The sequence below is a fragment of the Halarchaeum nitratireducens genome (assembly GCF_014647155.1).
Lineage (GTDB): Archaea > Halobacteriota > Halobacteria > Halobacteriales > Halobacteriaceae > Halarchaeum > Halarchaeum nitratireducens.
On the sequence record NZ_BMOQ01000010.1, the window covers coordinates 25,493 to 49,642 of the forward strand.

The 24,150-nt window shown below is 60.4% G+C and carries 27 protein-coding genes and 3 pseudogenes; 4 read left to right on the forward strand and 26 right to left on the reverse strand.

The genetic code is table 11. The annotated features are described in order from the left end of the window. Positions 1-6: 6 nt before the first annotated feature. The 4 genes from IEX91_RS15020 to IEX91_RS15035 all read right to left on the reverse strand — a co-directional run bounded on the left by IEX91_RS15020 (position 7) and on the right by IEX91_RS15035 (position 4,188). Complete coding sequence (locus IEX91_RS15020) at positions 7-1,713, reverse strand: SIR2 family protein (protein WP_188880010.1); 1,707 nt, start codon at positions 1,711-1,713, stop codon at positions 7-9. Between the two features lie 180 nt (positions 1,714-1,893). Next, a complete protein-coding gene (locus IEX91_RS15025) occupies positions 1,894-2,712 on the reverse strand; it encodes a hypothetical protein (protein ID WP_188880011.1) in 819 nt (272 codons plus the stop codon). 111 nt (positions 2,713-2,823) lie between these two features. Then, positions 2,824-3,753 (reverse strand): M78 family metallopeptidase domain-containing protein, encoded by a 930-nt coding sequence (locus IEX91_RS15030; RefSeq protein ID WP_049987708.1) that lies wholly within the window; start codon positions 3,751-3,753, stop codon positions 2,824-2,826. An 87-nt stretch (positions 3,754-3,840) separates the two neighbouring features. After that, positions 3,841-4,188 (reverse strand): hypothetical protein, encoded by a 348-nt coding sequence (locus tag IEX91_RS15035; protein ID WP_049987709.1) that lies wholly within the window; start codon positions 4,186-4,188, stop codon positions 3,841-3,843. Between the two features lie 212 nt (positions 4,189-4,400). Here IEX91_RS15035 and IEX91_RS15040 point away from each other — a divergent pair, with 212 nt between their 5' ends. Next, positions 4,401-5,726 carry a hypothetical protein gene (locus IEX91_RS15040; RefSeq protein WP_049987710.1) on the forward strand — a complete coding sequence of 442 codons (1,326 nt, stop codon included), beginning with the start codon at positions 4,401-4,403 and terminating at the stop codon, positions 5,724-5,726. Positions 5,727-5,841: 115 nt separating this feature from the next. Then, complete coding sequence (locus IEX91_RS15045; RefSeq protein ID WP_004054295.1) at positions 5,842-6,147, forward strand: putative quinol monooxygenase; 306 nt, start codon at positions 5,842-5,844, stop codon at positions 6,145-6,147. A gap of 97 nt (positions 6,148-6,244) precedes the next feature. Here IEX91_RS15045 and IEX91_RS15050 read toward each other — a convergent pair. The 9 genes and pseudogenes from IEX91_RS15050 to IEX91_RS15080 form a co-directional block, all read right to left on the reverse strand. Continuing rightward, positions 6,245-6,397: pseudogene (locus IEX91_RS15050) on the reverse strand (DJ-1/PfpI family protein); the annotation flags it as partial. Beyond that, positions 6,357-6,848: pseudogene (locus tag IEX91_RS16405) on the reverse strand (DUF6610 family protein); the annotation flags it as partial. The pseudogenes IEX91_RS16405 and IEX91_RS15050, both read right to left, overlap by 41 nt. 124 nt (positions 6,849-6,972) lie before the next feature. Further along, complete coding sequence (locus IEX91_RS16410) at positions 6,973-7,239, reverse strand: hypothetical protein (protein ID WP_229772922.1); 267 nt, start codon at positions 7,237-7,239, stop codon at positions 6,973-6,975. 8 nt (positions 7,240-7,247) lie between these two features. Then, positions 7,248-7,817, reverse strand: a complete 570-nt coding sequence (locus tag IEX91_RS15060) for a hypothetical protein (protein ID WP_229772923.1) — start codon at positions 7,815-7,817, stop codon at positions 7,248-7,250. Next, a pseudogene (locus tag IEX91_RS16795) lies at positions 7,750-8,017 on the reverse strand (ATP-binding protein); the annotation flags it as partial. The gene IEX91_RS15060 and the pseudogene IEX91_RS16795, both read right to left, overlap by 68 nt. A gap of 121 nt (positions 8,018-8,138) precedes the next feature. Beyond that, on the reverse strand, positions 8,139-8,360 hold the full coding sequence (locus tag IEX91_RS15065; RefSeq protein WP_144906789.1) for a hypothetical protein: 222 nt from the start codon (positions 8,358-8,360) through the stop codon (positions 8,139-8,141). Positions 8,361-8,446: 86 nt separating this feature from the next. After that, positions 8,447-9,106 (reverse strand): helix-turn-helix domain-containing protein, encoded by a 660-nt coding sequence (locus tag IEX91_RS15070; RefSeq protein WP_188880012.1) that lies wholly within the window; start codon positions 9,104-9,106, stop codon positions 8,447-8,449. 40 nt (positions 9,107-9,146) lie between these two features. Next, positions 9,147-9,425, reverse strand: a complete 279-nt coding sequence (locus IEX91_RS15075; protein ID WP_188880013.1) for a DUF7389 domain-containing protein — start codon at positions 9,423-9,425, stop codon at positions 9,147-9,149. Between the two features lie 19 nt (positions 9,426-9,444). Further along, on the reverse strand, positions 9,445-9,849 hold the full coding sequence (locus IEX91_RS15080; protein ID WP_144906795.1) for a DUF6166 domain-containing protein: 405 nt from the start codon (positions 9,847-9,849) through the stop codon (positions 9,445-9,447). Between the two features lie 122 nt (positions 9,850-9,971). On the opposite strand from IEX91_RS15080, the gene IEX91_RS15085 reads away from it, so the two are divergent. After that, the gene (locus IEX91_RS15085; protein ID WP_188880014.1) at positions 9,972-11,336 is read left to right on the forward strand and encodes a restriction endonuclease; all 1,365 of its coding nucleotides are present in this window, start codon (positions 9,972-9,974) and stop codon (positions 11,334-11,336) included. A gap of 13 nt (positions 11,337-11,349) precedes the next feature. On the opposite strand, the gene IEX91_RS15090 is transcribed toward IEX91_RS15085, so the two are convergent. Next, positions 11,350-11,922, reverse strand: coding sequence for a hypothetical protein (locus tag IEX91_RS15090; protein ID WP_188880015.1), 573 nt, complete (start codon positions 11,920-11,922; stop codon positions 11,350-11,352). Positions 11,923-12,252: 330 nt separating this feature from the next. On the opposite strand from IEX91_RS15090, the gene IEX91_RS15095 reads away from it, so the two are divergent. Further along, the gene (locus IEX91_RS15095) at positions 12,253-12,993 is read left to right on the forward strand and encodes a RecQ family zinc-binding domain-containing protein (RefSeq protein WP_229772924.1); all 741 of its coding nucleotides are present in this window, start codon (positions 12,253-12,255) and stop codon (positions 12,991-12,993) included. Between the two features lie 22 nt (positions 12,994-13,015). Here the strand turns inward: IEX91_RS15095 and IEX91_RS15100 are convergent, their stop codons facing one another. From IEX91_RS15100 to IEX91_RS15155, 12 genes are all read right to left on the reverse strand, one after another. Continuing rightward, on the reverse strand, positions 13,016-13,411 hold the full coding sequence (locus IEX91_RS15100; protein WP_188880017.1) for a DUF7567 family protein: 396 nt from the start codon (positions 13,409-13,411) through the stop codon (positions 13,016-13,018). A gap of 73 nt (positions 13,412-13,484) precedes the next feature. Next, positions 13,485-13,850: a DUF7568 family protein gene (locus IEX91_RS15105; protein ID WP_188880019.1), complete on the reverse strand. Its 366-nt coding sequence runs from the start codon at positions 13,848-13,850 to the stop codon at positions 13,485-13,487. A 3-nt stretch (positions 13,851-13,853) separates the two neighbouring features. Beyond that, positions 13,854-14,345 carry a hypothetical protein gene (locus tag IEX91_RS15110; RefSeq protein WP_188880020.1) on the reverse strand — a complete coding sequence of 164 codons (492 nt, stop codon included), beginning with the start codon at positions 14,343-14,345 and terminating at the stop codon, positions 13,854-13,856. A 217-nt stretch (positions 14,346-14,562) separates the two neighbouring features. After that, a complete protein-coding gene (locus IEX91_RS15115) occupies positions 14,563-15,825 on the reverse strand; it encodes an RNA-guided endonuclease InsQ/TnpB family protein (RefSeq protein ID WP_188880021.1) in 1,263 nt (420 codons plus the stop codon). Then, positions 15,822-16,019, reverse strand: coding sequence for a hypothetical protein (locus IEX91_RS15120; protein ID WP_188880022.1), 198 nt, complete (start codon positions 16,017-16,019; stop codon positions 15,822-15,824). The genes IEX91_RS15115 and IEX91_RS15120 overlap by 4 nt, the downstream gene beginning before the upstream one ends. After that, on the reverse strand, positions 16,009-16,218 hold the full coding sequence (locus IEX91_RS15125; protein WP_188880023.1) for a hypothetical protein: 210 nt from the start codon (positions 16,216-16,218) through the stop codon (positions 16,009-16,011). The genes IEX91_RS15120 and IEX91_RS15125 overlap by 11 nt, the downstream gene beginning before the upstream one ends. Positions 16,219-16,529: 311 nt before the next feature. Further along, complete coding sequence (acnA, locus tag IEX91_RS15130) at positions 16,530-19,319, reverse strand: aconitate hydratase AcnA (protein WP_049983736.1); 2,790 nt, start codon at positions 19,317-19,319, stop codon at positions 16,530-16,532. A gap of 201 nt (positions 19,320-19,520) precedes the next feature. Next, positions 19,521-21,896: a heavy metal translocating P-type ATPase gene (locus tag IEX91_RS15135; RefSeq protein ID WP_188880024.1), complete on the reverse strand. Its 2,376-nt coding sequence runs from the start codon at positions 21,894-21,896 to the stop codon at positions 19,521-19,523. Positions 21,897-21,956: 60 nt separating this feature from the next. Beyond that, a complete protein-coding gene (locus IEX91_RS15140; protein WP_135830760.1) occupies positions 21,957-22,706 on the reverse strand; it encodes a helix-turn-helix domain-containing protein in 750 nt (249 codons plus the stop codon). A gap of 61 nt (positions 22,707-22,767) precedes the next feature. Then, positions 22,768-23,052, reverse strand: a complete 285-nt coding sequence (locus IEX91_RS15145; protein WP_188880025.1) for a hypothetical protein — start codon at positions 23,050-23,052, stop codon at positions 22,768-22,770. 37 nt (positions 23,053-23,089) lie between these two features. Further along, the gene (locus IEX91_RS15150) at positions 23,090-23,752 is read right to left on the reverse strand and encodes a DUF6735 family protein (RefSeq protein ID WP_188880026.1); all 663 of its coding nucleotides are present in this window, start codon (positions 23,750-23,752) and stop codon (positions 23,090-23,092) included. A gap of 68 nt (positions 23,753-23,820) precedes the next feature. Next, complete coding sequence (locus IEX91_RS15155) at positions 23,821-24,138, reverse strand: hypothetical protein (RefSeq protein WP_407647980.1); 318 nt, start codon at positions 24,136-24,138, stop codon at positions 23,821-23,823. Positions 24,139-24,150 lie beyond the last annotated feature (12 nt).

Sequence of the window (24,150 nt, forward strand, 5' to 3'; positions counted from 1 at the left end):
GTCCCTCTACCTGAACCAAGTCGACTCATTTCGGAACTTCTCAATTAGGTCGGGGACAACGTCTTCCCCGAGATTTTCGTCCAGAAGGGTCTGGAGGCCGCCTCCGGACTCATATCGCTCCGTCATTTGTTCGAACTGCCCCTCATCATAGACTGCTCTCGGGGCATCAGGCAGGCTTCCCATCATGTCCCCGTTCTCTTTCACGTATAGCAAGTCCGACGCAAATTCGAACGTGCTAAAGGCGTCCTTGTACCGTCGTTCATCCGGGATCACATCCTGAAGTGGCTCACGAAGATTCTCGGCCAGCCTCTTCTTCAAGAGAGAGCTGTTGAGGCGAATGCCATGACCCAGATGCGCGCAAACTGTTGTCGGGTGGAGCTCCAAAGAAGCAGGGCGACCAATCCGTGAAAACTGCACTTCGGTGTTGACGAGCCGTTCGACTAGGCCCCAGTTCTGGGCTTCGACAGCAGCGATTCCTGTCCCGTAAAACACCCGAGTCGCAGGATATTTTTTCAGGTGGTCGTATGCGTCGTTGTATCTCGAAGGTCTCGGAGGCGAACACAGCCTACTGACCGATCGCAGAACATCCCGACTGACCGGGTTTTCGACCTCATTCTCCCAGTAGGCAGAAATCGACGTCGCGATGACTAACTTCTCGACCTGTTGTTCGTACGTCTCCACCCGCTGCTCGACGTTCTCATCGTTCACGTCCTCGTTCAGCGGTAGCGTGGAGTAGTCGAACACCTCGCCATAGACACGCTCTGTTTCCTCTTTCATCAATTCGGAGAGGTCGATTCTCCGATCGTTCCGAGGCAGATACTGCTTCGTACGTTCTCGGATGACCTCTCTGGTCAGCGGAGCGCCATCTTCTGCTTTCTCGAGCGCCCTCACGTTTTCTTTAAGGTCGGAGAAGAACTGGCTCGCTCCCTCTATCTCTAACCTGAACCCCTTGCGATGTTCGATGATCTCCTCTGCGAGGTTGGATACTTCACTCCGATGGGTCCAGTAGGTGGAATAGCGCCTGTCCTTGCTCGAGAGAATCGATTCTCGGAGTGCCTGGTCGGTATCACCGGACCAACCACAGATGATGAGGCCGTAGTCGTTTAGGACCTCGTCGATGAGTTCCTGCATCGGTTCATCGTAGGAAGACAGCTCCTCTGTCGTGTTCCTGAGATTTGTCTCCTTGTAATCGCCGTGAATCTTCAGCACGACCGGACCGACGTGGGCGAGGGGCTCAGCTCCATCAGCGGCCTCCATCGTCGAGATCACAGTCGGCTCTACACCGATATCACGGAGGGCGCTCTCCAAGAGGTTGTCAAAGTTCGTGGTCAGCACGACCCTGATGTACCCCTTTTTCATCAGCCATGCGATACTCTTGTGAGCATCCGTAGGGGTCTTCACTTCATTCTCCCGTTCTTCGTCCGTCGGTTCGAAGTATCGTTCCAGTAGAACGCGGCGCTCCGGTTTCGTATCGGCTAGTGCCTCTATGAGCTCATCGTACCGCGCTGGGTGTCCATACTCATCTTCGTACCACTCGAACGGGTCTCCTGGTTCGACTCCTTCTATTTCAGCCACTTTCTCGATCAGGTCCTCAACCACTCCCCACCCAGTCGGAATCTCAGCAGCCTTCGAGACGCCTGAACCCAACAACAAGGCGTAGACACCTCTGTTGTTCCGCACCGAGAACGTCAACGCCATGTCCTTGTCTACCATTTTTATGAAATCTGTGGGCCAATCCTATTATAGTTGAGTTGGATTGCCACAGCCACGGACGATGGTTTTTGATGCGTGACTTACTTACAGGGTGGTCGAAGGTGAACTAGAGATTAGTAGGCCTCTGTATCTATCATTTCGGTCACTTCGAAGGGGCCGAGGAGAGTTCTTGACACGCTATCAGGTGTCCGAGGGGAGTCGTCCGTCGGGCCGCGGGACACGTCCCTGCTTGATCTCATGGTCGACGCGACGGATATGTTTACACCCACCGTCTGGCGTCCGTTGCGTCCAGTCTGGACAGGTGCACGACTCGCTAATCACGTCGATGTCGTACTGGTTCCCAGACGCGGACTGCACCTCGTACCGGCCGCCCTTTTCGAGCAGCGAGACGCTCATGTCTTCGTCGACGGCGCGTCTGGTTCGTGGCTCGAGGTCGTCGTGCTGCGTCGAGTGCTCCGTGACGACCATCCGATCGCGAACGTCGCCTGTTCGGCCGCCATCTGGAGCAACGGCGGCCGCGGGACCTTGGAGCCGATTCTCTAGCAGTTCTTCGACCGGATGCCCTTCCGGCCAGAGGAAGTGGATTTCGCGCCGTTCGCGATGGTCGTAGGAGCCGCAGGCGGCAGCGCTGCCAGTCCAGATGCGCCACGCGCCGAGTGCCCCCATCACGTCGACGATAACCCGGGGAACGGTCTCGTGCTCGTCGGGGTAGAACACCCGGAATCGCGTACAGTCCTCTTGGGATGGGGTCGTGTCCCACCACTCAACGTCGGTGCCCCAGCTATCGAACATCGCCTCATCCTCCCCGTACCCAACAGTCACGCCGCCGATCCGTGGCACGTTTGCTGGTGTCTCGTCAAGCTCACCTTCGAGTAACCGGAGAATGGCATACCGAAGATACGCATGCGCTGGATTGTCTGTCGACTGGGCGACCTGGTCGTGTTGGTCGGCAACTCGTTCCGCCTCGTCGAGGACGGCGGTTAGATACTGGTCAGTCATGATTCGTGGAGACCGGAATGCGCCTCCGCCCCTCGGCGGGCGCTGAAAAACTTAACCAACGCAGAACGGTATTAGCGTCCAGATGTTGGTTAACAGGCGAGAACCGCGCGTTCAGCTCTCTGTAACCGTTCCGATGATTTCCTGAGCCGTCGAACTGATCCGACTGAGACGATCCTGAATCACGTCCGGCTCATCACCTTGCCACGCGGCTAAGTAGAATGCGGATCCGCTCGTGTCGAGATCGAAATACCGACCGACGATGTACGCGACGGCTTCGGCTTCGACCTCGCGTTTCGCCCGCTCGGTCTCGTCGGTGACGTCTGCGTGGAGGAGCGCGTGAGCGAACTCGTGGATGAGCGTCACGGCGAGATCGGCCTGATTCGTGCGGGCTTTCGCCTCAACGACTGGTTGGAGATCACGCTTACTCCGGTATTTGCAGACGCCCTTGGCGTCGCCATGCTCCCAGTCGACAGCGTCGACGATACGGACCGTCACGTCGATCTCAGCGGCTGCATCCTCGAGTGCGGGTACTAGGTCGTCGGCATCGCCAGTCGCCTCTGTCTCCAACTCGGGAAGCGGCTCACCCTCGGTCTGGGACACGTCGAAGACAGCCGTTGGTTTGAACCCGACAAGCCCTTTCGACCACTCGTCCGGCGCCGTCTCGTCGTACTCACAGCCGCTTTGCTCGTGGTAGCTGGGCGAATTTTCGCACTCAGGACATTGCGTGGTGATGATCGGGGCCCAGATCCAGATCGCCTGCTCGCCCTCCTGGACGTGCCGGTCGAACTCATTCCGCCAGGTGTTGTACCCCGCGACCTTCGTCGCGTCAGGGCACTGGAGATTGATGAGGAGTGTATTCCGGTGCGAATAGTCGTGGAACCGGGATTGAACATCAAGCCACTCCTGGAACTCTGAGCTGGACTGCGCGTCCTCGACGTCTGCAACGAGGTCGTCGATCCAGTCTTCGATGGTACTGTGCATCTCGTCGTGTCGGGCGTCGGTCTCCTCGAACGAGACCGACGAGTCACTGGCCGTAGCCATAATATTCACCGAATCGAGTTCACGGCGATTGCGTCAGTTCAGGACGCGCCGCACCCCTTGGGGCGCACAAAAAACTCGCGGCGGCGGTCACCGCAGGACTGCTTTCTCGTCAGCGAAGCCGACCGCGACGAGGTACTCGAGGAACTCATCGAACTGCTCCACGTCGCTGGGCGTGTCGGTCGCGAGGTGTCGCGCCCACTCGGTGGCCCACTGGAACGCGGGATCAGTCCCGCCCTTCCCGTGGATGTACCACCAGCGAGCCGCTTTCAAGACGACGAGCGGGTTCGTCGGCGGCTGCTCACTTGCGAGTCCACGAGTGATTGACCGGATCTCCTCGGGAACTTCGGCGGGCTCGACCTCGCCGGATTGTGTGTTCGTGATATCGACTGGAATCGCATCGATCGAGACGTCGTTCACACGTTGTTGTTGACTCACGGGAATTCACCTCAGTCTGAAGACTCGTTATCGAGCCTTCGCCCTCTTCGGGGGCTCGAAAAACTGGACGACGGCGTCACACCGGCAGGAAGAATCCGCTCAGGGTTACGGAGTGACTCCGTCGCACCCTGTCATAGAATACGCTCGTGCCCCTCTTGGGGTGGTGTCTGCAACGGGAGTGAAATACCACCCTCTCTTACTGGCCACTACTCATGCACGAAACCGAAGAAAAGACGCTGAACAGCCTCGTACCACTCGGTCTAATTCATGCGTTTCAGAGTTGGTTTCGCGGGTTTCAGGGCCAGCGGGTCGGAGACCCGCGGCCCTGTCCGAAGTGCGGTGAAACCACGGTCTGGAAGAACGGCTACCGAACGGATCGGCTCTTCGCCATCCTCATCACCGAGGATGGCTTCGACGAGATCACTGTCGAGATTCAGCGGTATCAGTGCTCCGAGTGCAGACATTCCTACGATGGCGATATCGGGGAGCTGTTCTACGAGGACTGTGAATACGCCAAACCAGTCGTTGATCTCTGCCTGTTCCATGCGGCGAAGAATCCGTTCCACGCGTGCGAACGGATTCTTCAGAATCAGTACGGTCTCCAGGTTGACCGCGATACGATCCAACGCTATGCCGAGCTGTTCGGCGACGAAGTCGCCGAGCAGCACAGCGTCACGATTGCCGGCTGCATCCTCTCGATGAACTTCCTCTCGCTGTTGTTCGGTGTCAGCACCGTTGACGAACTCAAAACCGAGTTCGCCGACGAACTCGCTGCCGAGGACATCGACGGTCTCGTCGGGGTCGCCGACGAGACCTATCCGGCGAAGAAGGGCGCAAAGAAAGACCTCTACGAGGAAAATATGCGCCGGAAACAGGAGGGAGAAAACCCGAAGAAGTGGCCGGAAGGGTTCACTGTCGGATGTTCCTATCTGACTCAGCTGGGTTGTTTCGCCGGACTCCAGTGTCGGAACACCGCCTTCGCGCGAGCGCTGGCGCTCGCGCTCGTCTTCCCGCTCTTGGGTGTGGATTATTGGCTCACCGACGACAACGACTGCTACAACGACATCTTGCCGGATCGGGTGAAGTGTCTCGTCCACAAGCTCCGGACACGCGCTCGCAGCGACGAGCGCGTGTCCGAACTGCACGAGGCGGGCGAGTTAGAGGAGTTGCGGGAGTATCTCGAAGACGAGTACGAGACTGCGTACGAGGAGATAGTGGCGACACTCCGTGAGGAGCACCCATCGTTCTGGGACGAGGACGAAGAAGAGTTCAATGGGCCAGTGAGTACGAATGCAATCGAAGGGGGGAACTGGCGGCTGAAATACGGCCTTGGAGTCCCGTACGCGCGGTGCCATGCGGCACGCGCGCGTACATCGTTGTTGGCGCTGCGTGAATCGATGTCGACGTTCACAAACGGCGAGCCGGCGGAGAGCTTCGCTCACCGCCACGGCTCATTTAGCTTTGAGCAGGTGTTGGGTGAGTCCTCGACACAGCCGCTACCGCCCCGGAAAGAAGATCACGTAACTCAGGCGGCGTAAGAATCGGAAGGAGGAAGCAGCGGGTAAGGCTCTGCGTTTCACCCGAGTACTCCTCAGCACCTGAGCGTCTAGCATAAATAGTTATGTGAGTTGCGCACCTACCTACGGACTGGGTATGACCGACGCAAACGTCGCCCTCCTCGTTCGACTCCAAGCACAGTCCGGCAAAGAATCCGATGTCGAGGAATTCCTCCGTTCGGCACTGCCGATGGCCGAGGAAGAACCGGACACCACCACGTGGTTCGCGCTCCGCATGGACGATTCGACGTTCGGCATCTTCGACACCTTTCCGGATGAATCCGGTCGGGAAGCGCATCTCTCGGGCGAAATCGCTGCTGCCTTGGAGGAAAACGCGGACGAGCTGTTCGCAGAACCGCCGGAGATAGAAGAAGTCGACGTACTGGAGGCCAAACTCCCCTAACATCTGAAATTGGACAGACAGAAGCAGCAAAGACGAATCTCACATCTCGTTCACGAACGCCGGACGTGGCGATGGACCCTTTCGCGCTACCGCGCCGTTAGTGGCGACCTTCCTCGAACTCCTCGATGATTTTATCACAGAAGGCGGGGATGTCGTCGGGCTTGCGGCTGGTCACCAGTCCCTCGTCGACGACGACTTCCTCGTTGACCCACTCGCCGCCCGCGCCAGTCCACAGGGTCGGAGAACTCGTGGGCGAGTCGATCAGCGTAGCCGCGCGAGTAGCCGACGACGAGGTCATCAGGGATCGCGTGAATCGCCGCACGGCACTTCGGGACGATCACGAGGTCAGCCGCTGGATAGCTTCCCTGAATCTCGCGAGCGGCAGCAACGTATTCGTTGACCTCGTCGACGTCGTAGGCGTCACCGATCACGCCGACCTGTGGTTCGTACTCGAAGAAACGCTCGACGTACCGATCAAGGTCAGGATTGCGAAAGTCGTTATCCAGCATCCCGACTGGTAACTCCAAGTTTGTGTACTGGTGCTGTTGGTAGGTACAGTCCTCGCGAAAACCCGTGAGAAACCCGAGTCGGAATGCGTCAAGCGCGAAGGGAACGCGGTGAAGGAATGCTACGTGGTCGGCCTGCCGGGCTGCCGTAATTTCAGTCGCGATGCTGCTGGTCGGACGTGCTGAAAGCGCCATCTCGAATCACCCAGAAGACGCGGGAGTACTCGCCCCGCGCCCGCTCTCGGGGCGAGAAAATACCACCAGCGGACGCCACTATTAACCAACAACAGCAGCTTTACCGCTCCTGATGTTGGTTAACTCACCGCTGATATCGTGCCTCGAGTGGTTCGATCTCTCCGGCGTGGACGAGACTCATCTGTGAGTCTGTCTCTTCGTGAAGAAGATCGACGAGTGCGAACTGCGCGCAGGAAGTGAACGGACACTCATCGTTGAGACACCAGACGTCGGCGTAGGCGATATCGGTCTGCTCACCAGCGTAAATGGGTTTCCCGATGCCAAGGTGAGATTCGCAGCCGTCGCGAGGGCAGATCGGTTCGATACGCGTGAATGTGGGCGTGTCTTCCATTGAATTCATCAGTAAGGGTCGTAGCTCGGCGTGATATCGCCGGTCAGGACGCTGCTCTCGATGGCGTTGCTCTCGCCGCCTTCGAGGTCGATGATTCGATAGACGGCGTCGCCGCTCCACTCGCAGTCTTCATCGGAACACTTCGCGCTCGCGTACGCGCCGTTCTCGTTGTTCAGATGGACACTCTGGAGATCGAGTCGCTCGCTACAGAGTGGGCACGTCGCCGGAACTTGCGCATAACGGTAACCTGTACTCACGTCAACGTCACCTTGGTCAGCGTCGATGCCACGAAGCCCTTCGACGAGATGGCCGACTCGCGAACGGAATTCGGTGAGAAGCGCGTTGCGGGCTTGCTGGTCGACGGGGAGCTCGGCGCTATCGAGAGTGATCGTTATTCGACACGCTGTCGTCTCGTTGGTTTCTTTCATTTGGCTCGCCTCTGGGGGATACGTTCGATTCCCCCGCACCCCTTTGGGGGCGAAAACTATCCCAAGCTGTAACCCTCCGGCGTTATTGATCGGCTTTACTCTCAAGAACAGCAACGATATCGGATAGATCGAAGAGACGAAGATCATCACGCTCGTCTACAGCTTCCTCGGCCGAGCGTTTGAACCCAGAGCGGCTGAACAAGGCGAATTCATACGTCGGTTCATCACCTCCGGTGGGTGCCCAGCGGCTGGGCGACGTCGTCTTCGAGATCGGCAAACACGTCATAGCCGAGGGGGGTGTTGGTAAATTTCGCTTCGCCAGCGATCAGCGTTGACTCGTCAGTTGATGCTCCAAAGTTAGGAATCAGACTATAATAGTCTGAACTATAATATTCTGACCCCCTAATACGGTGGGTCAATCATTCGAACATTCACCCACTAAGGCTCCGACAGATATTCCCGAATGTTTCGTCAGTCGTCCTGTGAGCGGATTTCGCTGGCCCGCTGTTCAAGCCGACGAAGGATCTGGATGCGCTGCTGATTCGCGTTCTCGTAGGCGACGCAGGCTCGGAGCGTCTCCATGTCGTGAATCGTCGCGATACCAGCGTTGATGAGTCGGGTGTTTGGTGGTTCAAGACGCTGTTCCGGTGTGAGACCGTCTGATTCGACGGAGAGATTCGACGAGTCGCTCATTTTTGTTCGCCTCCGCTCTCTCAAGGCGACAATAAACAGCGGCCAGGCCACTCCCGATCGAAGAAATTTCTTGTCAGAACTCTAGGTCAGTTCGGACGGTAGTTCGCGTCAGTGTCGACGCTGTCGTACATGCGGCCGAGCATGTCGAGCGCTGACTGGAAGTGCGCGTAGTGCTCGTTTGCGAACGCCACGGTTTCTTGGAGCGGGATGACGGGCCGTCCGTCGACCATCTCGGCCTCGATCTGTGGCCGCGGCTCGAGTACCACCTGTATCGCACCATTGAGGTCGCCGGCGGGCTGGCGTTCCTGTGCGGTCGGGATTTCGAATCGATCGAGGAACGCCGTCCAGGCGTTGAGATTGGACTCGTGAACGGCGATGAACAGCGGATAGTCCTCTGGGTCGCGAGCGACCTGATAGCCACCGCGGGTCCAGACGTAGACCGCATCGATGCCAGTGTATGCATACTCCATCCCTGCGAACTGCGGGAGGACATACGCCTCCGTGATGGATGGCGGCGAGATGTCTGCTGCCGCCGTCAGGAACTCGAGACCGACGTCTCGGAGCGTCTGATCGACAAGCTGGAGGCCATCATCGTACGCGACGTATCCCGCCTCTTCGAGGCGATTCACGACGCGCCGAATCGTCTCCCGGTTCCCGTCGATCTTCCGCGCGACGCCTGAGATGGAATCGCCCGGGTCAAGCGCGAGGATAACCTTGAGTTCCTTTTCACCGCACACTTCGTACATCCTTTGGTTACACAATTCTGTGCAATAGTCAAAAGAAGTACTATTCGTGTGGGTCGCCTGGCTGGATCTGGCGAGTGTCCTCAGCGAGGTCGTGGATATACTCGCGGAGGGTTTCCATATCCTCGCGGGCGTCTTCGAGCGTCTTGCCCTTCACTTTGGCCGTGATCTTGTCTTGATCGCGGGTGCCAGTACCGCGAGTGAGTTTGACGGTAAGTGAGACGCCGACATCGCTTCGCTCGACGTACTCGGTTGGTGCCTGACGCTCACGGCTCTGCGGCGATTCTGCGCCCGTACGAGGCTGCTGGGTGTGTTCTGACATTGATTGCTCTCTGTGATCGTTAGTTGACGGACGGTGCGACTGGATCGTCGACTATCTCACGAAGGGCTGCATCTATCTCGCGTCCCGTGAGTCGCCAGCAGCCGTCAGGTCCTGTACACTCTAGCTGGCTCACCACTTCGGTCTTGAACGCCTTGTACTCCCCAAGTGCCACCTCCTCATCGTCAGTGTAATCGAGCAGAAGGGCGAGTGCGAGTTGAGCCGGCCCGCTGCCACCATATCCCCATTCGAAGCCCGAAGGACTGTGATTCGCCAGCTCGAGACTCCGCTCTGGCGTGAGCTGTTCTTGGTCCGATTGCTTCTCGACAATGGCGCGGCCTCGACGACGGTAACCGACGTAGATGACGTCGGGATCAGCCGAGGTCCGTGACTGTACGTGTGAGCGTGGGTCGCTGATTCCACTCATAGGTTGGTTCGCGGGAGGCTCGTTCGATCACCCCCGCACCCCTCTCGGGGGTTCAAAAACAGGACGTAGCTGCGTTCGGCAACGTATTTGACAGTTGCAACGTACTGTCCAGGTATATCGGAATGGCTGTACTGGACGATCTCTCAGGGTTCGAGTTCGAGGACGTGATGGAGGACGTGTTCCGCAACCTCGGCTACGAGAACGTCCGCCAGGCAGAGCGGACGGCCGACGAGGGCCGCGACGTCATCATGGAGGAGGTCGTCGACGGTACCCGCCGCGCGATCATCGTCGAGTGTAAGCACACGGGGACGGTCGGGCGACCGGTCGTCCAGAAGCTCCACTCGGCGATCGCGACGTTCGACTTCGACGGTCCGAAACGCGGGATGGTCGTCACGACCGGCCGGTTCACGAACCCTGCTCAAGAGTACGCCCAGCGGCTCCAGCAAAATGACGATCCCCATCCAATCGAGTTGCTTGATGGCGAGGACCTCCGAGAGATCGCCGACGAGATCGGTCTCGACCTCTACAACGGGCGCATCGAGATTCTATGCAACGATACCCTACGCCCGTACGACCCGGCCGCCGACGTCGACGCGCCCGTCGCGGAGGCGTTCCGCGACATCGATAACATTGAGGCCGCTGACCTCCCAGAACCACATTCGGCGGTGACGTTCCGCCCGGTGGTCGCTGTCACCGCGGACACGAACGCGGTCTTCGAGACGTCGGTGGGCGTCATCCACCGGATCAACGACCGGACTCGATTCGTCGCCCACGCCGAACGCGGGCAGCCGCAGGTCGTCGACGAAGACGTCGCGACGCTGGTCACCGAGAATCTCCACGCGACGGTCGACCTCGATGCCGAGCAGTTCGGAGAGGTGTTCGACGACGTTGAGGAGCGGCGGTTCGGGCAGACGCAAACGGAGTACAAGGAGTGGGCCGTCGAGCGCCTCCAGCAGCATCACACGACGACGGTCACCTACACCGGCGACAACAACGTCACGTACAACAAGACCTGTGAGCCGAACCGCTCGGACATCTCTGTCCAGTCGATCGAACCAGTGTACCTCCCGGAAGTTCGGCACACTACCGACGTCCAGGAGTACACCTACCCCTACGAGTACTACGCGGCAGGCCCGTCGAGAGTGACCGCCGAGGACGGCATCCATCAGTGCGTCCACTGTGACACGAGTGGCGTCACCGAGACGTACACCTACTGTCCGAACTGCGGGGCCATCGCCTGCTCCAGCCACATCAAAACGGAGCGGCTGGAAGGCGAGCCGGTCTGTACGGGCTGCGCGGTGACGGAACGGTTCGCGCTGAAGACGAAGTACTTCTACGACGAGGAGAATCTCGAAGCGTTCCGCGAGGAGTACGCCGCGATGCCGATCCACGAGAAGGTGATGGAAAACAAGTGGCTGGCCGGGGGAAGCGTTGTCGCGACGCTGCTGGTCGTCGTCGGACTACTCGTCATCGGCGGCATCATCTGAGCGGGCTAAGCGTTCACGCCGGCTCAGCGACGATCTCTTCGAGCGCGTGCTCAAGCGGGCCGTGGAACTGCCAGCTGGCCCGCTCGAAGGCGTCCTCGGTCGGACCATCCCAGCGCGGGAAGGCGGAGTGACCACTCACCTTGACGGTCCACTCGGACGGCTCCTCGAACGGGTTCCGGTTCGGGAGCTCGACGACGTAGAGATACTCCTCGTCGCCGTGAATGCCGTCGGCTGGGTTCTCGACGCCGTGTCCGAGTAGGAACATCGGCTGGTCGAGGTGCTCCATATTGTCCGGCTCGAGGAGATCCGAGGGGTGGTCAGCGTGGATGCTCCGATCACGCCCTTCGTCCACGTAGAGGGTCATCGTCGAGAGCGTGTCGAGGAAGAGGAACTGGGCAGCGGCGTACGCAGGCCCGCACTCTGTTCGTGTCTCGTCGAGCAGCTCCTTCAGCTGGACAAGGTCACGGAGGACGCCGTCGGGATAGCCATCCGAGTGACGGTAGATCTGTGCGATGCGGTCGGGTTCGGACTGTTCGTCTGCGGGCTCGCTCCGTTGGATGAATCGGAGTTGACTTCGTGTGGACATCGATTACCGCCGACGCGTGTGCGCCGGCACCCATCGCCGGCGCAGAAACAACTTCTCCTGAATCGAGTGGAGTCACTGGAGTCTCGCCGAATGGCTGTCACTGGACAACTTAAACCCGGTTAAAAATGAACTCCGAAATTCGCAAGACAGCGGTCGGTCGGGGTCCTTGCTCGGAAACTGATGCTGTTCCAGCCCAAAGGTATGCGTATGTCATCGGAGTCTGAGAGGGGCTCACCACTCCCCGATCCAGATGAAATTGCCAGTCGGGCCGAACGGCAGCGTAGTCTGTACGAGGAGGCCGCCGAGAATCCAGACCGGGTGGTACCAGCGATGTTCATCGAGGACTGCGCCCGGTGTGAAACACTCGCCGACAAGCGGCGTCGTGAGGGCTTCCATAAACACTTCTATCGGACACTCCCTGACCGAGAAACGGCGGAGCTGTCCAGCCACGATCTCCCCGAGGAGATTCAGTCTGCTGCGCCCGTCCATCGTGCAATCGATGATACGACTCTCGAGGATGAGAGCGCCGACGTGGCTTCCGTCTCGGAGCTGTGGGAGCAGATCGGTACGGGTGAGCACCCGGGCAAGCTGTGTCAAGCTCCGCTGGTCCACTATATCGACCGTGAGGACTGCTATATCCACGCTGAACCAACGCGAGTCGGCTTCAGCTATGGTCTCCCCGTGTTCGTGTACAAACGCCGGCAATCGGACAACCACTACGGAGTCTTCTTCTCTAGTGAGAAGGCGTATCTGTGGCTCTGTGGGTGGATTCTTCACGCCAACGGATTCTTCGACCCGAAAGAGTTCATCCCATCACTCTACTTCTTGAAGGCCTCGGACCCATCCACAGTTGCTCCTGAGCTGGTGTCCAAAACAGAAGATCTCGTGTTTCGTAACGGATTCCCCGGCGTAGATGCGCCCGAAATCACAAACCTGCCGGACGGGGTCAATCTGTACCAATTCCCGTACAGCAAGGACACGTATGCGGATCAGTTTGCTCGATGGCGCCGCCTCTACTTCGGCGAGCGAACCCCTCGTGGATGCGGAGACTGCGACGTGTGTCGGGCGTAAATTCACCGCCCTAACGCGTGCTCTACGCCAGATGCGACACCTCTGATGGTTCTTCGACGTCGTCGAACTCGCCGCGCTCGACAGGCTCCCAGTCCTCACCCGGCTCCGGACTCCACCAGTCGACCTCGTAGGCGCCCGGTGCGCCGAAGATTTTCACGCGCGCCGACCCATCAGGCAGGTCGCGACGCAGTTTCTCGTCGACGTGGAGGTTCCAGGTCGTGGTTGTATCGAAGCAGGCGAGCACGGCCTCCTCGTAGCCGCGTGTCTCGCGGGATTCTTGGAGTTCGACCTGGGTGTTGCAGTTCTTGCAGAACACCCCCTCGAATGGGATGTGAGTGAAGACCTCCTGCCCGCAGACGGGACACCAGAGGAACTCGAACAGTGCCTCACTGTGTCGGTCAAGTACTTCGAGACTCATTGGTTGACTCACCCGGTCGTCCCGGGCCACCACCTCGTGCCCGGCCGAAAAACAGCGCCCACCGCTCACTCACTCACCGTTCGGCGCCGTAGACGATGCGTGAGGGGGCTTCGTATCCACAGTCGGGGCAGTCGTACCATCGCTGGATTTTTGCCCCGTCTGCTGCCTTCTCGCCGACGCGAACGTCGTTGTTCGGACACTCCGGGCAGCTGAGGTCCGGAGCCGGCCGCTCCCGGAGTTCGTCACGGAACGACGTCGCATCCTTCGTCTCGTATCCCCGCGACCACACCGGATAGCCGTCGACGATGATTGCCCCACGCCATTTGTACCGGTAGGAGTCCGGGGCTCGATGCAGGACGGCTCGCGCACCGGTCTCGGTGTTCCGATACGCAAGCGTCGGCGAGCGGCTTTCGCGTCGCCAGTTGGTGATCCTGGGCATTATTCAGAAGTGGACGTCAGCGGGTACGATCCAGAGCTCTTCACTTTCCTCGAGGAGTCGATCCAGCTGTCCACGGTGACGAATGCCGGTTCCGTGTTCGGTGTACAGGAAGATCGTCGGGCCGTCGTACGCACCGACCTGGTGGAAGGCGTGTCGGGCGAGGTCCTCGTCGCGCATGATCTCCTCGTCGGAGAGCTCCTCGATGGCCTCCTTCACCCGGTCGAGATTACGCTCGAACTCTTCCTTCGTTGCCTCCCAGCCACGCTCGAGCAGGTCTTCGCCATCGTCAGAGTCGACAGGGGCTGCGGTCGGCAACTCCCCCCATCGGGCCGAGCCAGCGACCGTCGTGTCCTCCTCGTCGAAGGCGACAAAGTAATCAAATACAGCACCGGATTGGGGCTCAGCGCCGACCAACTGCCTGAATACTGACTTCCCTGCATCCAATGCTTCGTCTTCTGTCGATGCCTCTACGAGGGCGTAAATGACCAAATGCATCTAAACCACCTCAGTGCCCGTGGGCTAACCGCTACTTGACCCAACGCGCGCCGCTCTCTCACCGGCGCGAACAAACAAATCCTGACTGGTACTCTTAGTACAGCTCAACTTCATAGAGAAATCGTCTTTTACTGCTCAGCTCGTCAAACGTCACATATTGACGTCCACCTCGAAACGAGGTTCCTCCACGCTGGATACGGCGTTCCACGGGAGTGACTTACGGGTTTGTGCGCTGTTCGTTGGGATTTGTCCCGAGCTCAGGGGCGTCTGTGGTCGAACGCCACTCGTGGTTGTCCCACTGGAACCGCACGGGCCGCGCCATCGGCCTGACTTGCTGCTCGGTGTTCCGCCGGAGGAACGTCTCTGCGGCTGTGAGATCGGCGTGTCCCTCGAACCCGCAGGGGCAGGTCAGGGTTTCTCGATGTCGAACTGTCTCGGCTTGCTCCCCACACTCCGGACACGTCTGGCTCGTCCATGCCTCACTCTTCTCCACTACCTCGATCCCATACTCCTCACAGACGGACCGCAGCTGATCGACGAACTGCTTGAACGCCCAAAAGTTCTCCAGCTTCTCGTTGATTTCAGGGGACGGTTGGATTTCGATGACGCCGGAGAGGTCGCCGATGTACACCGTTGCGATCCCCTCGTCGTGTAATCGTTCAACGAGGTCACGGATGAGGGCCTTCTGGGCATGGGTCCGCCGGCGAGAGCGTTTGCGGTAGAGCCGGCGGATTCGCTGGCTTGTGTCCCGCTCTGGCGGCAGCTTGGACGACAGGCGCGCAATCTCTTCGGTCGTTGATCGGAACTGCTCGAACAGCTCCTCACCGTCGTAGAGGTACTGTTTCCCTGTCGTGGTCGTACAGGCAACGAGATTGTTGGCACCTAAATCGAGGGCGACTTCTTCCGAAGCCAGCGGTGAATCCAGTTCCGAGTCGTCGACTGTGACTGGTTGATATGCTCGATAGGTGCCTTCAACCTCGTCGTATTGAATTTCCAGTCGCCCCTTTTCGCCGGACCACTTCGGATCGCCACGCACCTCCAGCCGGAGCCGTTCGTAGTACCCCAGTCCATACTTCTCTTTGAGATCCTGGCCGACCGGAATTTCGACCCGGGAGTAGTCGCCCCACTCGATCTCGTACGAATCGTTCCGAACGAACAGCCGGAGATCTCGCCCGTCCTCTTGATTCCCCCAGTAGCCCGGTGGGGACGCGTCTTCACCGCTTTCCAACAGCGCGAAAAACGACTTCCAGGCGGCGTTGTTCTTTCGTGTCACCGTCTGGACGCCGGCAGCGCCGAGTTGGCCTTTGTACTGTCCGCGAAACTCATCGGTCTCCCAGATGTTCTCGTCATCGAAGAACCGCTGACGGCGGGCATAGGTCAGCTCGTTCCAGAAGCTTGCCGTCGCGTCCATGACGTCTTGTAGAAGGGCCTCATCAGACTCAGAGAGGGGACGTACCTCGAAAGTATTGGTCCGTTTCATCGCTTGCTTACTTCCTGCTGGTCGGGTTGCTCCCACCGGCGCGGGATGTAGCCGAACTGTTCGATCTTGGCGGCCTGTTCTCGGAGAAGCCCGACGAGGACTTGCTCTGGAACGCCTGCCTGTGCTTGTTCGACCAATAGGCTCTGAAGTCCCTCACGGGCGTCCTCGACGGCTTTGAGATCGTTATCGCCCATCGATGCGCTCCAGGGTATCCGCGGTTTCGTATTTGAATGTTGGCGACGCCGTCCGGCTCTGAGAGTTACGGTGAATTCGATCGAAGACGGCGCCGGCGTGTGGGTCCGCGCCGACCAGGCGGTCGAACACCGACTTTCCGGTGGACAGCGCGTCGTCGTGCGTCGATGCCTCTACGAGTGCGTATATCACCATATGCATCTTGGACACCTCGAAACGCCGACGCACGGGTGTCGTTGGTCGCTCCAGCTGCGCCGGCACCCATCACCGGCGCGGAATAAACAACTCTGGCCTCACTCGATCACAGGATATTGTTCGCCCACTCGACGGTGATCGCTACGGCATCGGGTGTGAAAGCTACGATGGTCATTTTACCGTTGATTGAACTGGAAACACTCTTGATATGTATTCACGCACAAAACACGGTGTGCCGTTTCAGAGGGCTACGCTAATTCCGAGCGACGGAATCGGAAATTCGCGATCTTACTGGTCGAGGAGACACTTTGAAAGCGTCACGATTCGGTTAGCAGCTGTCGAAGGACGTAGTGTAGGATGCCGCCGTGTTCGATGTATCGCACCCCGGCAGGTGTGCCCACCTGGGCCGTCACCGGGAACTCAACCGACGACCCGTCCGACCGCTCCGCAGTCACCGTCAACTCGGCCATCGGCTCCAACTCGTCGTCCAACCCGTAGATCGTGTAGACCTCTGACCCGTCCAATCCAAGCGCCTCCCAGGAGTCACCGTCCTGGAACTGCAACGGCAACACACCCATTCCGACGAGATTGTCCCGATAGATGCGCTCGTAGCTTTCCGCGATGGTCGCACGAACACCGAGAAGGTCGGTCCCCTTCGCCGCCCAGTCACGGCTCGACCCAGTCCCGAACTCCTCGCCCGCCATCACGACGAGTGGAGTTCCCTCCTCGCGGTACCGCTGGCTGGCCTCGAACACGGTCGTCTGCTCACCAGTCGGATGGTGGATGGTGTACCCGCCCTCGACGTCGTCGAGCATCTGATTCTCGATGCGGACGTTGGCGAACGTGCCCCGCATCATCACCTCGTGGTTACCCCGGCGGGCACCGTACGTGTTGAACTCGTGGGGCTCGACACCGTGGTCCATCAGCCACTGGCCGGCCGGCTGATCCGTCCCGAACGGCCCGGCAGGACTGATGTGGTCAGTCGTAACCGTGTCACCCAGCGTTAGCAGACACCGTGCATCCTCGACGTTAGAGACGCCGGGTTTCTCCAGCGGGAAATCTTTGAAGAACGGCGGCTCCCGGATGTATGTCGAGTCCTCGTCCCACTCGTAGACCTCGCCGGTCGGGGCCTCCAGCGCGTCCCATCGCTCGTCGCCTTCGAACACTTCGGCGTACTTCTCCTCGAACATCGACGGGTCGACGAAGTCGTGGACGGCTTCGTGGATCTCGTCGCTGTCTGGCCAGAGGTCCGCCAGATAGACTGGGTTTCCGTCGTCATCGTACCCCAGCGGGTCGTGCTCCAGATCGATGTCCATCCGCCCAGCGAGCCCGTACGCCACCACCAGCGGCGGGCTGGCGAGGTAGTTCGCGCGCACTTTTGGATGGATGCGCGCCTCGAAGTTCCGATTCCCGGAGAGTACGCTCGTCGTCCAGAGGTCGTGTTCGTCGATAGCGGTCTCGATCGGCTCCGGGAGCGGCCCTGCGTTCCCGATGCAGGTCGTACAGCCGTAGCCCACGACGTTGTAACCCAGGTCTTCGAGGTATGGCAACAGCCCCGATGCTTCGAGGTACTGGGTGACGACGCGGCTGCCGGGCGCGAGGCTTGTTTTAACGTAGTCCGGGACGTCGAGGCCACGCTCGACGGCGTTTTTCGCCAGGAGCCCGGCTGCCAGCATCACGGAGGGATTCGACGTGTTGGTACAGCTGGTGATGGCGCTAACGACGACGCTCCCGTGCCCGATTTCGACGTCGTTGCCGTCGATATTCACGGAGGCGCGCTTCGTGAGAGGGTCGAGGTCGGGGCGGTCTCGACCGGTGTCCACGACCGCCTTGCCGCCGTCGGTCTGCCCCATCGATTGGTCGCTCTCACCGAGCCACCGGGCCAGCGCCTCCTCGTCAGCGTCGTCGAGTTCGTCCTCGAACTCGCCGTGGAGTAATTCCCGGAAGTGGGTTCGCATGTCACCCATCTCGACGCGGGACTGGGGTTTCTTGGGGCCGGCGAGACTCGGCGTCACGGTCGAGAGGTCCAGTTCGACCGTCTCGGTGTACTCGGGGTTCTGCTCACCGAACAGCCCCTGGGCGTCCAGATACTTTCGGACGAGTTCGATGTGGTCCTCGTCGCGGCCCGTCAGTTCGAGGTAGTCCAAGGTGGCCTCGTCGACGGGGAACATGCTGATGGTCGAGCCCTGCTCGGGCGCCATATTCGCGATTGTCGCCCGATCAGGAACAGTCAGCGTCTCCACGGCGGGCCCATAGAACTCAACGAATCGATCGACAACACCGACATCCCGCAGCAGTTCGGTGACGTGCAGTACGAGGTCAGTCGCCGTCGCACCCTCGGGGAGTTCACCTGTGAGTTTCACGCCGACAACCTCGGGGAGGTTCATCGTGATGGGCTGGCCGAGCATCGCGGCTTCGGCTTCAATACCGCCGACGCCCCAGCCGACGACGCCGATGCCACCAATCATCGGCGTGTGGCTGTCGGTCCCGACGAGGGTGTCTGGGAACAGCCAGTTCTCGCCGTTCTGCTCGCGTTCGTGGACGACTTGCCCGAGATACTCCAGATTCACCTGGTGGACGATACCCGTCCCTGGCGGCACGACACTGAAGTCGTCGAAGGCGTTTTGCGCCCACTTCAGCGCCCGGTACCGTTCGCTGTTGCGCTCGTATTCGAGTTCGACGTTCTTCTCGTAGGCGTCCTCGTTGCCGAAGTAGTCCACTTGGACGCTGTGGTCGATGACCAGGTCGATGGGGACTTCGGGTTCGACGAGGGTTGGGTCGCGGTCCTTGCGTTCGACGGCCGATCGGAGTGCCGCGAGGTCTACAACGGCGGGGACGCCGGTGAGGTCCTGGAGGATAACCCGGGACGGCTGGAACGGGATGTCGGCGTCGGGAACGTCCGGTTGCCAGCCAGCGAGGGCCCGGATGTCGTCCTCGGTAATGTCCTCCCCGTCGGCGTTACGGAGGACGGATTCAAGCATAACACGGATACTGACCGGGAGTTTGTCAAGTTCACAGAGGCCTTCCTCTTCGAGGACGGTGAGGTCGGCCATTTTGTAGGTCGTTCCATCGGCTTCGAACTCGCGGATCGCATTGAAGGGGTTCATTATTGTGGAAGATTTCAAACGGAGTAACCTTATTCTTGTTCCCGTTCTCGGGAGACGGGATTCGAGCAGTTCGACGTGTTCGTTGGACCTGCCCGAAGGGGTTCAGAGAGCTCGTTGCTCTCGTGTTCGACGAGTGACACAGTTCTGCATAAGGTGGCACTGTCTTTCTCGCTAGTCTTCATGGATTCATGCACCCGTTTCTTAGCCAGTCTTACCGTCCATGCGTTCAGGCGCGATTCGCGACAACCGCATCGCGTTCCCGGTGACACCGAGGCTCATCCCCATATCACCGACAACGACCGCCAACGCAACGCTGACCAGCCCCAGCGGCACGCCTAGCGCCAGCAGGAGCTTTACGCCGAGGCTCGCCCAGATGTTCTGCCGGATTACGCCGTTGGCCGTACGCGACAGGTCGTACAGGTACGGGAGCTTCCCGACGTCGTCGCCCATCAACGCAATATCGGCCGTCTCAAGAGCGGTGTCGGTGCCGGCTGCGCCCATCGCGATGCCGACCTCTGCGGTGGCGAGCGCGGGCGCGTCGTTGATGCCGTCACCGACCATCGCCACCTCGCCGTACCCCGCCTGCAACTCCTCGACTGCGTCGACCTTCTCGTCGGGCAGGAGTTCTGCGCGATACTCATCGACACCGACCTGCTCGGCGATAGCGCGGGCAGTTCCCTCGTTGTCGCCGGTCAACATTACCACGCGCTTGACGCCCAACTCGTGCAGGCGTTCGACGGCCCGCTTTGAGGCCGGGCGCACCTCGTCGGCGATGGCGATTGCACCCAGCAGTTCCGACTCCGTCCCGACGATAACGACCGTCTTGCCCTCCTGCTCCAGCGCGGAGAGGGCATCCTCGGCGAACGCCCCGTCGTCGACCTCGGCCGCCTCTTCCGCCATGACGCCGCCGTCCGTTTCGCGGCGTGCCCGAGCGAGGTCGAAGCCGAGCTCTTCGAAGAGCGCTGGCTTACCCGCATAGTACGTCTCGCCGTCGATCTCGCCGCGGATGCCCCTCCCGGTGAGGCTCTCGAAGCCAGTCGGGTCGGGCAGGTTGCCTACGCCTGCCTCTTCAGCGCGGGCGAGAATCGCCGTGGCGATGGGATGCTCACTGCGCCGCTCCAGCCCTGCGGCGCGACGGAGCAGATCGTCCTCCGTGGTGTCACCCACCGGAACGACGTCGGTGACGGCGAGTTCGCCCTTGGTGAGCGTCCCGGTCTTGTCGACGGCAACGGCATCGACCTCGCCCATCGCCTCCAGATAGTTGCCGCCCTTGATCAGGACACCGTTCTTCGCGGCGCTAGTAATGCCCGACACCACCGAGACGGGTGTGGAGATGACGAACGCACACGGGCAGGCGATCACCAGCAGCGTGAGCCCGCGGATGAACCACGTCTGCCAGCTGCCCGCGAAGGTGAATCCGTATCCGGCGAGGTCCACCGACACCGGGTCGGCAATGACCAGCGGCGGGATGGCGGCGGTCAGGATTGCCAGCGCGACGACGAGAGGCGTGTAGTAGCCCGAGAAACGGTCGACGAACTGCTCAGACTCGGTTTTCTTCGCCTGTGCACCCTGTACCATCTCGATGATGCGCGAGAGCGTCGAATCGCCAGCGGTCGAGGTAACCTCTACCTCGAGGTACCCCTCTTCGTTGATCGCGCCGGCGTAGACCTCGTCACCGGTAGCCTTGTCGACGGGGACACTCTCGCCCGTGATCGGCGACTGGTCGACTGCACTCTCGCCGTCGATGACCGTCCCGTCGAGCGGAATCTTGTCGCCGGGGCGGACGACGACGGTCTCGCCAACGTCGACCTCCTCGGCGGGAACGGTCACTTCCTCACCATCGCGACGGACGGTCGCCTCGTCGGGCGAGAGTTCCATCAGCTCGCGCAGGGAGTCCCGTGCCCTGTCCATCGCATAGTCCTCGAGCAGTTCGGCGATGCTGAACAGGACGGCCAGCGTGGCGGCCTCGACGAAGTAGCCGATACCGGTCGCCGCGATGATCGCCGTCCCCATCAGCAGGTCGATGTCCAGACTTCGGTTCTTCGCGGAGTAGTACCCGCTACGGACGACCGGGATGCCACTGGCCGCGACGGCGCCGAGGAACAGAACATCTGCGATATGGAGCGGGTACTCGAGGACGCTCGCCACTGTGACGTTCTGCCCGGTGAGGAGGAACTCGAAGAGGAGACCGAGCGTGACGAACGCCGCGCCGAGCCACGTCTTCTTCGCGCGGGGACTCGTCCAGACCTCCGACGGTGGCGCGATGTCGACGCCATTGCCCGACTCCTCTCGCTCATCGCTCTCGGCGTCCGAACCTCCGACGACCTCATAGCCGGCACCTTCGATCGCTTGGACCACGTCGGATTCGCTGATTCGGTCAGGGTCGTACGTAACAGTCGCCGTGCCGGTGGTCGGCTGGAGCGTCGCGTCGACGACGCCGTCGACGCGCTGGAGGCTCTTGTCGACCTTCTGGGCGCAGGAGGGACAGTCCATCTCGGGGACGGTGAAGCGGGCGGTCAACTCCTGTCGCTGCCCGCCCCCGCTCGCCTGTCCCGCTATATTCGGATTCTCTGTCATCACTTCACGGTAGGAGCGGGAGTTCGATAGGTCTTTATTGGAATATTCCAACTACTGGCGTCAGTGTGATGCCAGCCGTTCTTCAGCTACCCGCTCGCCGGCGACATGTTGCTTCGCCAAATGTTCTTCCGCCCGACGGAGTCGGTAGGTGAGTGTTGACCGTGGCACGTCGAGATGCTCGGCGAGCTCGCCGACGTCGACCTCGCGGGGCGACTCGTAATAGCCGTGTTCAACCGCAGCCTGAAGAGCGGCCTCTTGGGCTGGCGGTAGGCCGCTCGGTGTCCCGTCGCGTCCCCCAGCTGATGTTGTTGTGTCCGCTGTGCGGAGCATCTCCATTTGTGCACACTCCCCCACGGCGACTTCGAGAGCGTCGAAGAACGCCGCCACGTCACCATCGCCGGAGTGGATGAGTCGCCACGTGTAGTGGCGCCCCTCGTGACGGGTCTCGAACAAGACGCCGTCGCCGAGGTGATCTCGAGCGATATGGGGAACTGAGGCGCAGGTCGGAGTGCGCTCCCAGTCGGAGTAGAGGATGAGCGTGTCGTCCGTCCGATCCAGCACACGAGTCGTCTGTGTGGCGCCACAGTCCTCGGTGGCGAGACAGTCAGCGTAGTAGTCGCCGGTGAGAAAGGCGTCCTCGATGGCGTCGAGCGCCTCAGGAGTTCCGGTGGCGTGGTCAACCCGCCAGAGACGCTCGGCAGTGGCGTGCAGCGAGAGCGAGCGGACACGGGCGTCGGGGTGGTCGGCGAGGGCGTCCGCCACCCGGTTACAGCCCGGCTCGTATTCGAGGGCGAAGACGAGTTCGCGCATACCCTGTGTACGGCCTCCTACGACATAACCCATGGCCCGGGGCGATGTCTACTGGCGGGTATCAGATCACGTCGTCCGGGTCGTGGACCTCCTGCATTCGCTGCGCTTCGGCCGCGTATTGTTCCTGGAGGTCGGGGTCATCGACCGTGCCGAGATTGTCGGGTTCAGCGTCGACTGCTGCCGTCGTATCTCGGACGTCGGTGAATGAGGTTAGTGCTCGTTCCTTCCGATAGTACTGTTCGCCATCGGGTGTTGCGTAGGTGAGGATGATCAGATTCTGTTCGTCATCGGAGTACGTCCGCTCGACAAGCCAAACACGAACACCGCCTTTAGGCTGATTTGACATACTTGGGTGTTTCCCGGGATCCACTAAGGAAGTGGTGTTACGGCTTGCTGAGACTCGCCTTCTCGAAGGGTAATTCTCCGGTCGGAATGAGCAGCTCCTGTCGGTCTCCGACTCGCTCGGCCAGCTTCCGTTTCAGGTACTGTCTCGCCGTCGACGGCGTGAAGACGCCCTTGTCGAGCATGTCGCCGACGACGTCTTTGAGGGCCGCGAACTGTCCCTGCAGGTGGCCGTCGCCGACCGGCTCACCGTCGTACCAGCGCACCGTCGCGAGCGCGCCGTTCCCGACGGTCTCTCCCTGTTCGACCGTCTCAGAGTCGTACTGGAGCCCGAACCACAGCGTCCGATAGGCGGTCACCTCGAACGTCGTCGACACCACGAAGAACGCCTCGTGGTGGAGGTAGTCGAGGTGGTCAGCGACGATCTCGTCGAGGGTGAGCCCGGTGGCGCGGGGCTTCGGCTCGACGACCGTCGACGGCCGATCCTCGCCGGCGAGGTAGCCGTCGACGGCATCTGCCTCGAGGCCATCGGCTAGTTCCGCCAGCAGCTGTTTCGCCCACTTTGAGTCGGTGTCGTCGCCACCGAACGGCGACTCAGCCGAGATTCGGCGCTTGAGCTTCAGGTTCGCAGCGCCCCAGTGAGAGTAGTGGAGCGTGTACTGTCCATCGGTACGTTCGTGCGCAACAAGTGCGCGGTGTCCCATGATTCAATCACCTCACGAGGCGATGCTTGTGCAGTGTCGCCCCGCACCCCTCCTGGGGGAGAACAACGCTACACGTCGATCGGATCGAGGGAACTGAGATCCGCGTGGAGGACTTCGCCGTTGCGGATGACGTACCGCTTTGCGAGGACTGGGAACCGACATTTCGTGAACCCGGCTGTCTGGATGTCGAGTTCTTCGTTAGGCTCGAGATAGCCGGCGAGTGTTCGGAGGAACTCGTGCGTCACAAGACCATCTTCGTAGTCAGGGAGGCCGTCTTCACGCGCTTCGTAGACCTCGAAGGCGTCGTATCCCCAGATGATGAGCTCTCCTTGCCTCGTTGAATCACAAGATAGCGTCGGGGTAGGGAAGACTATTCGTAGTTTCACAGCGTCAGAGAC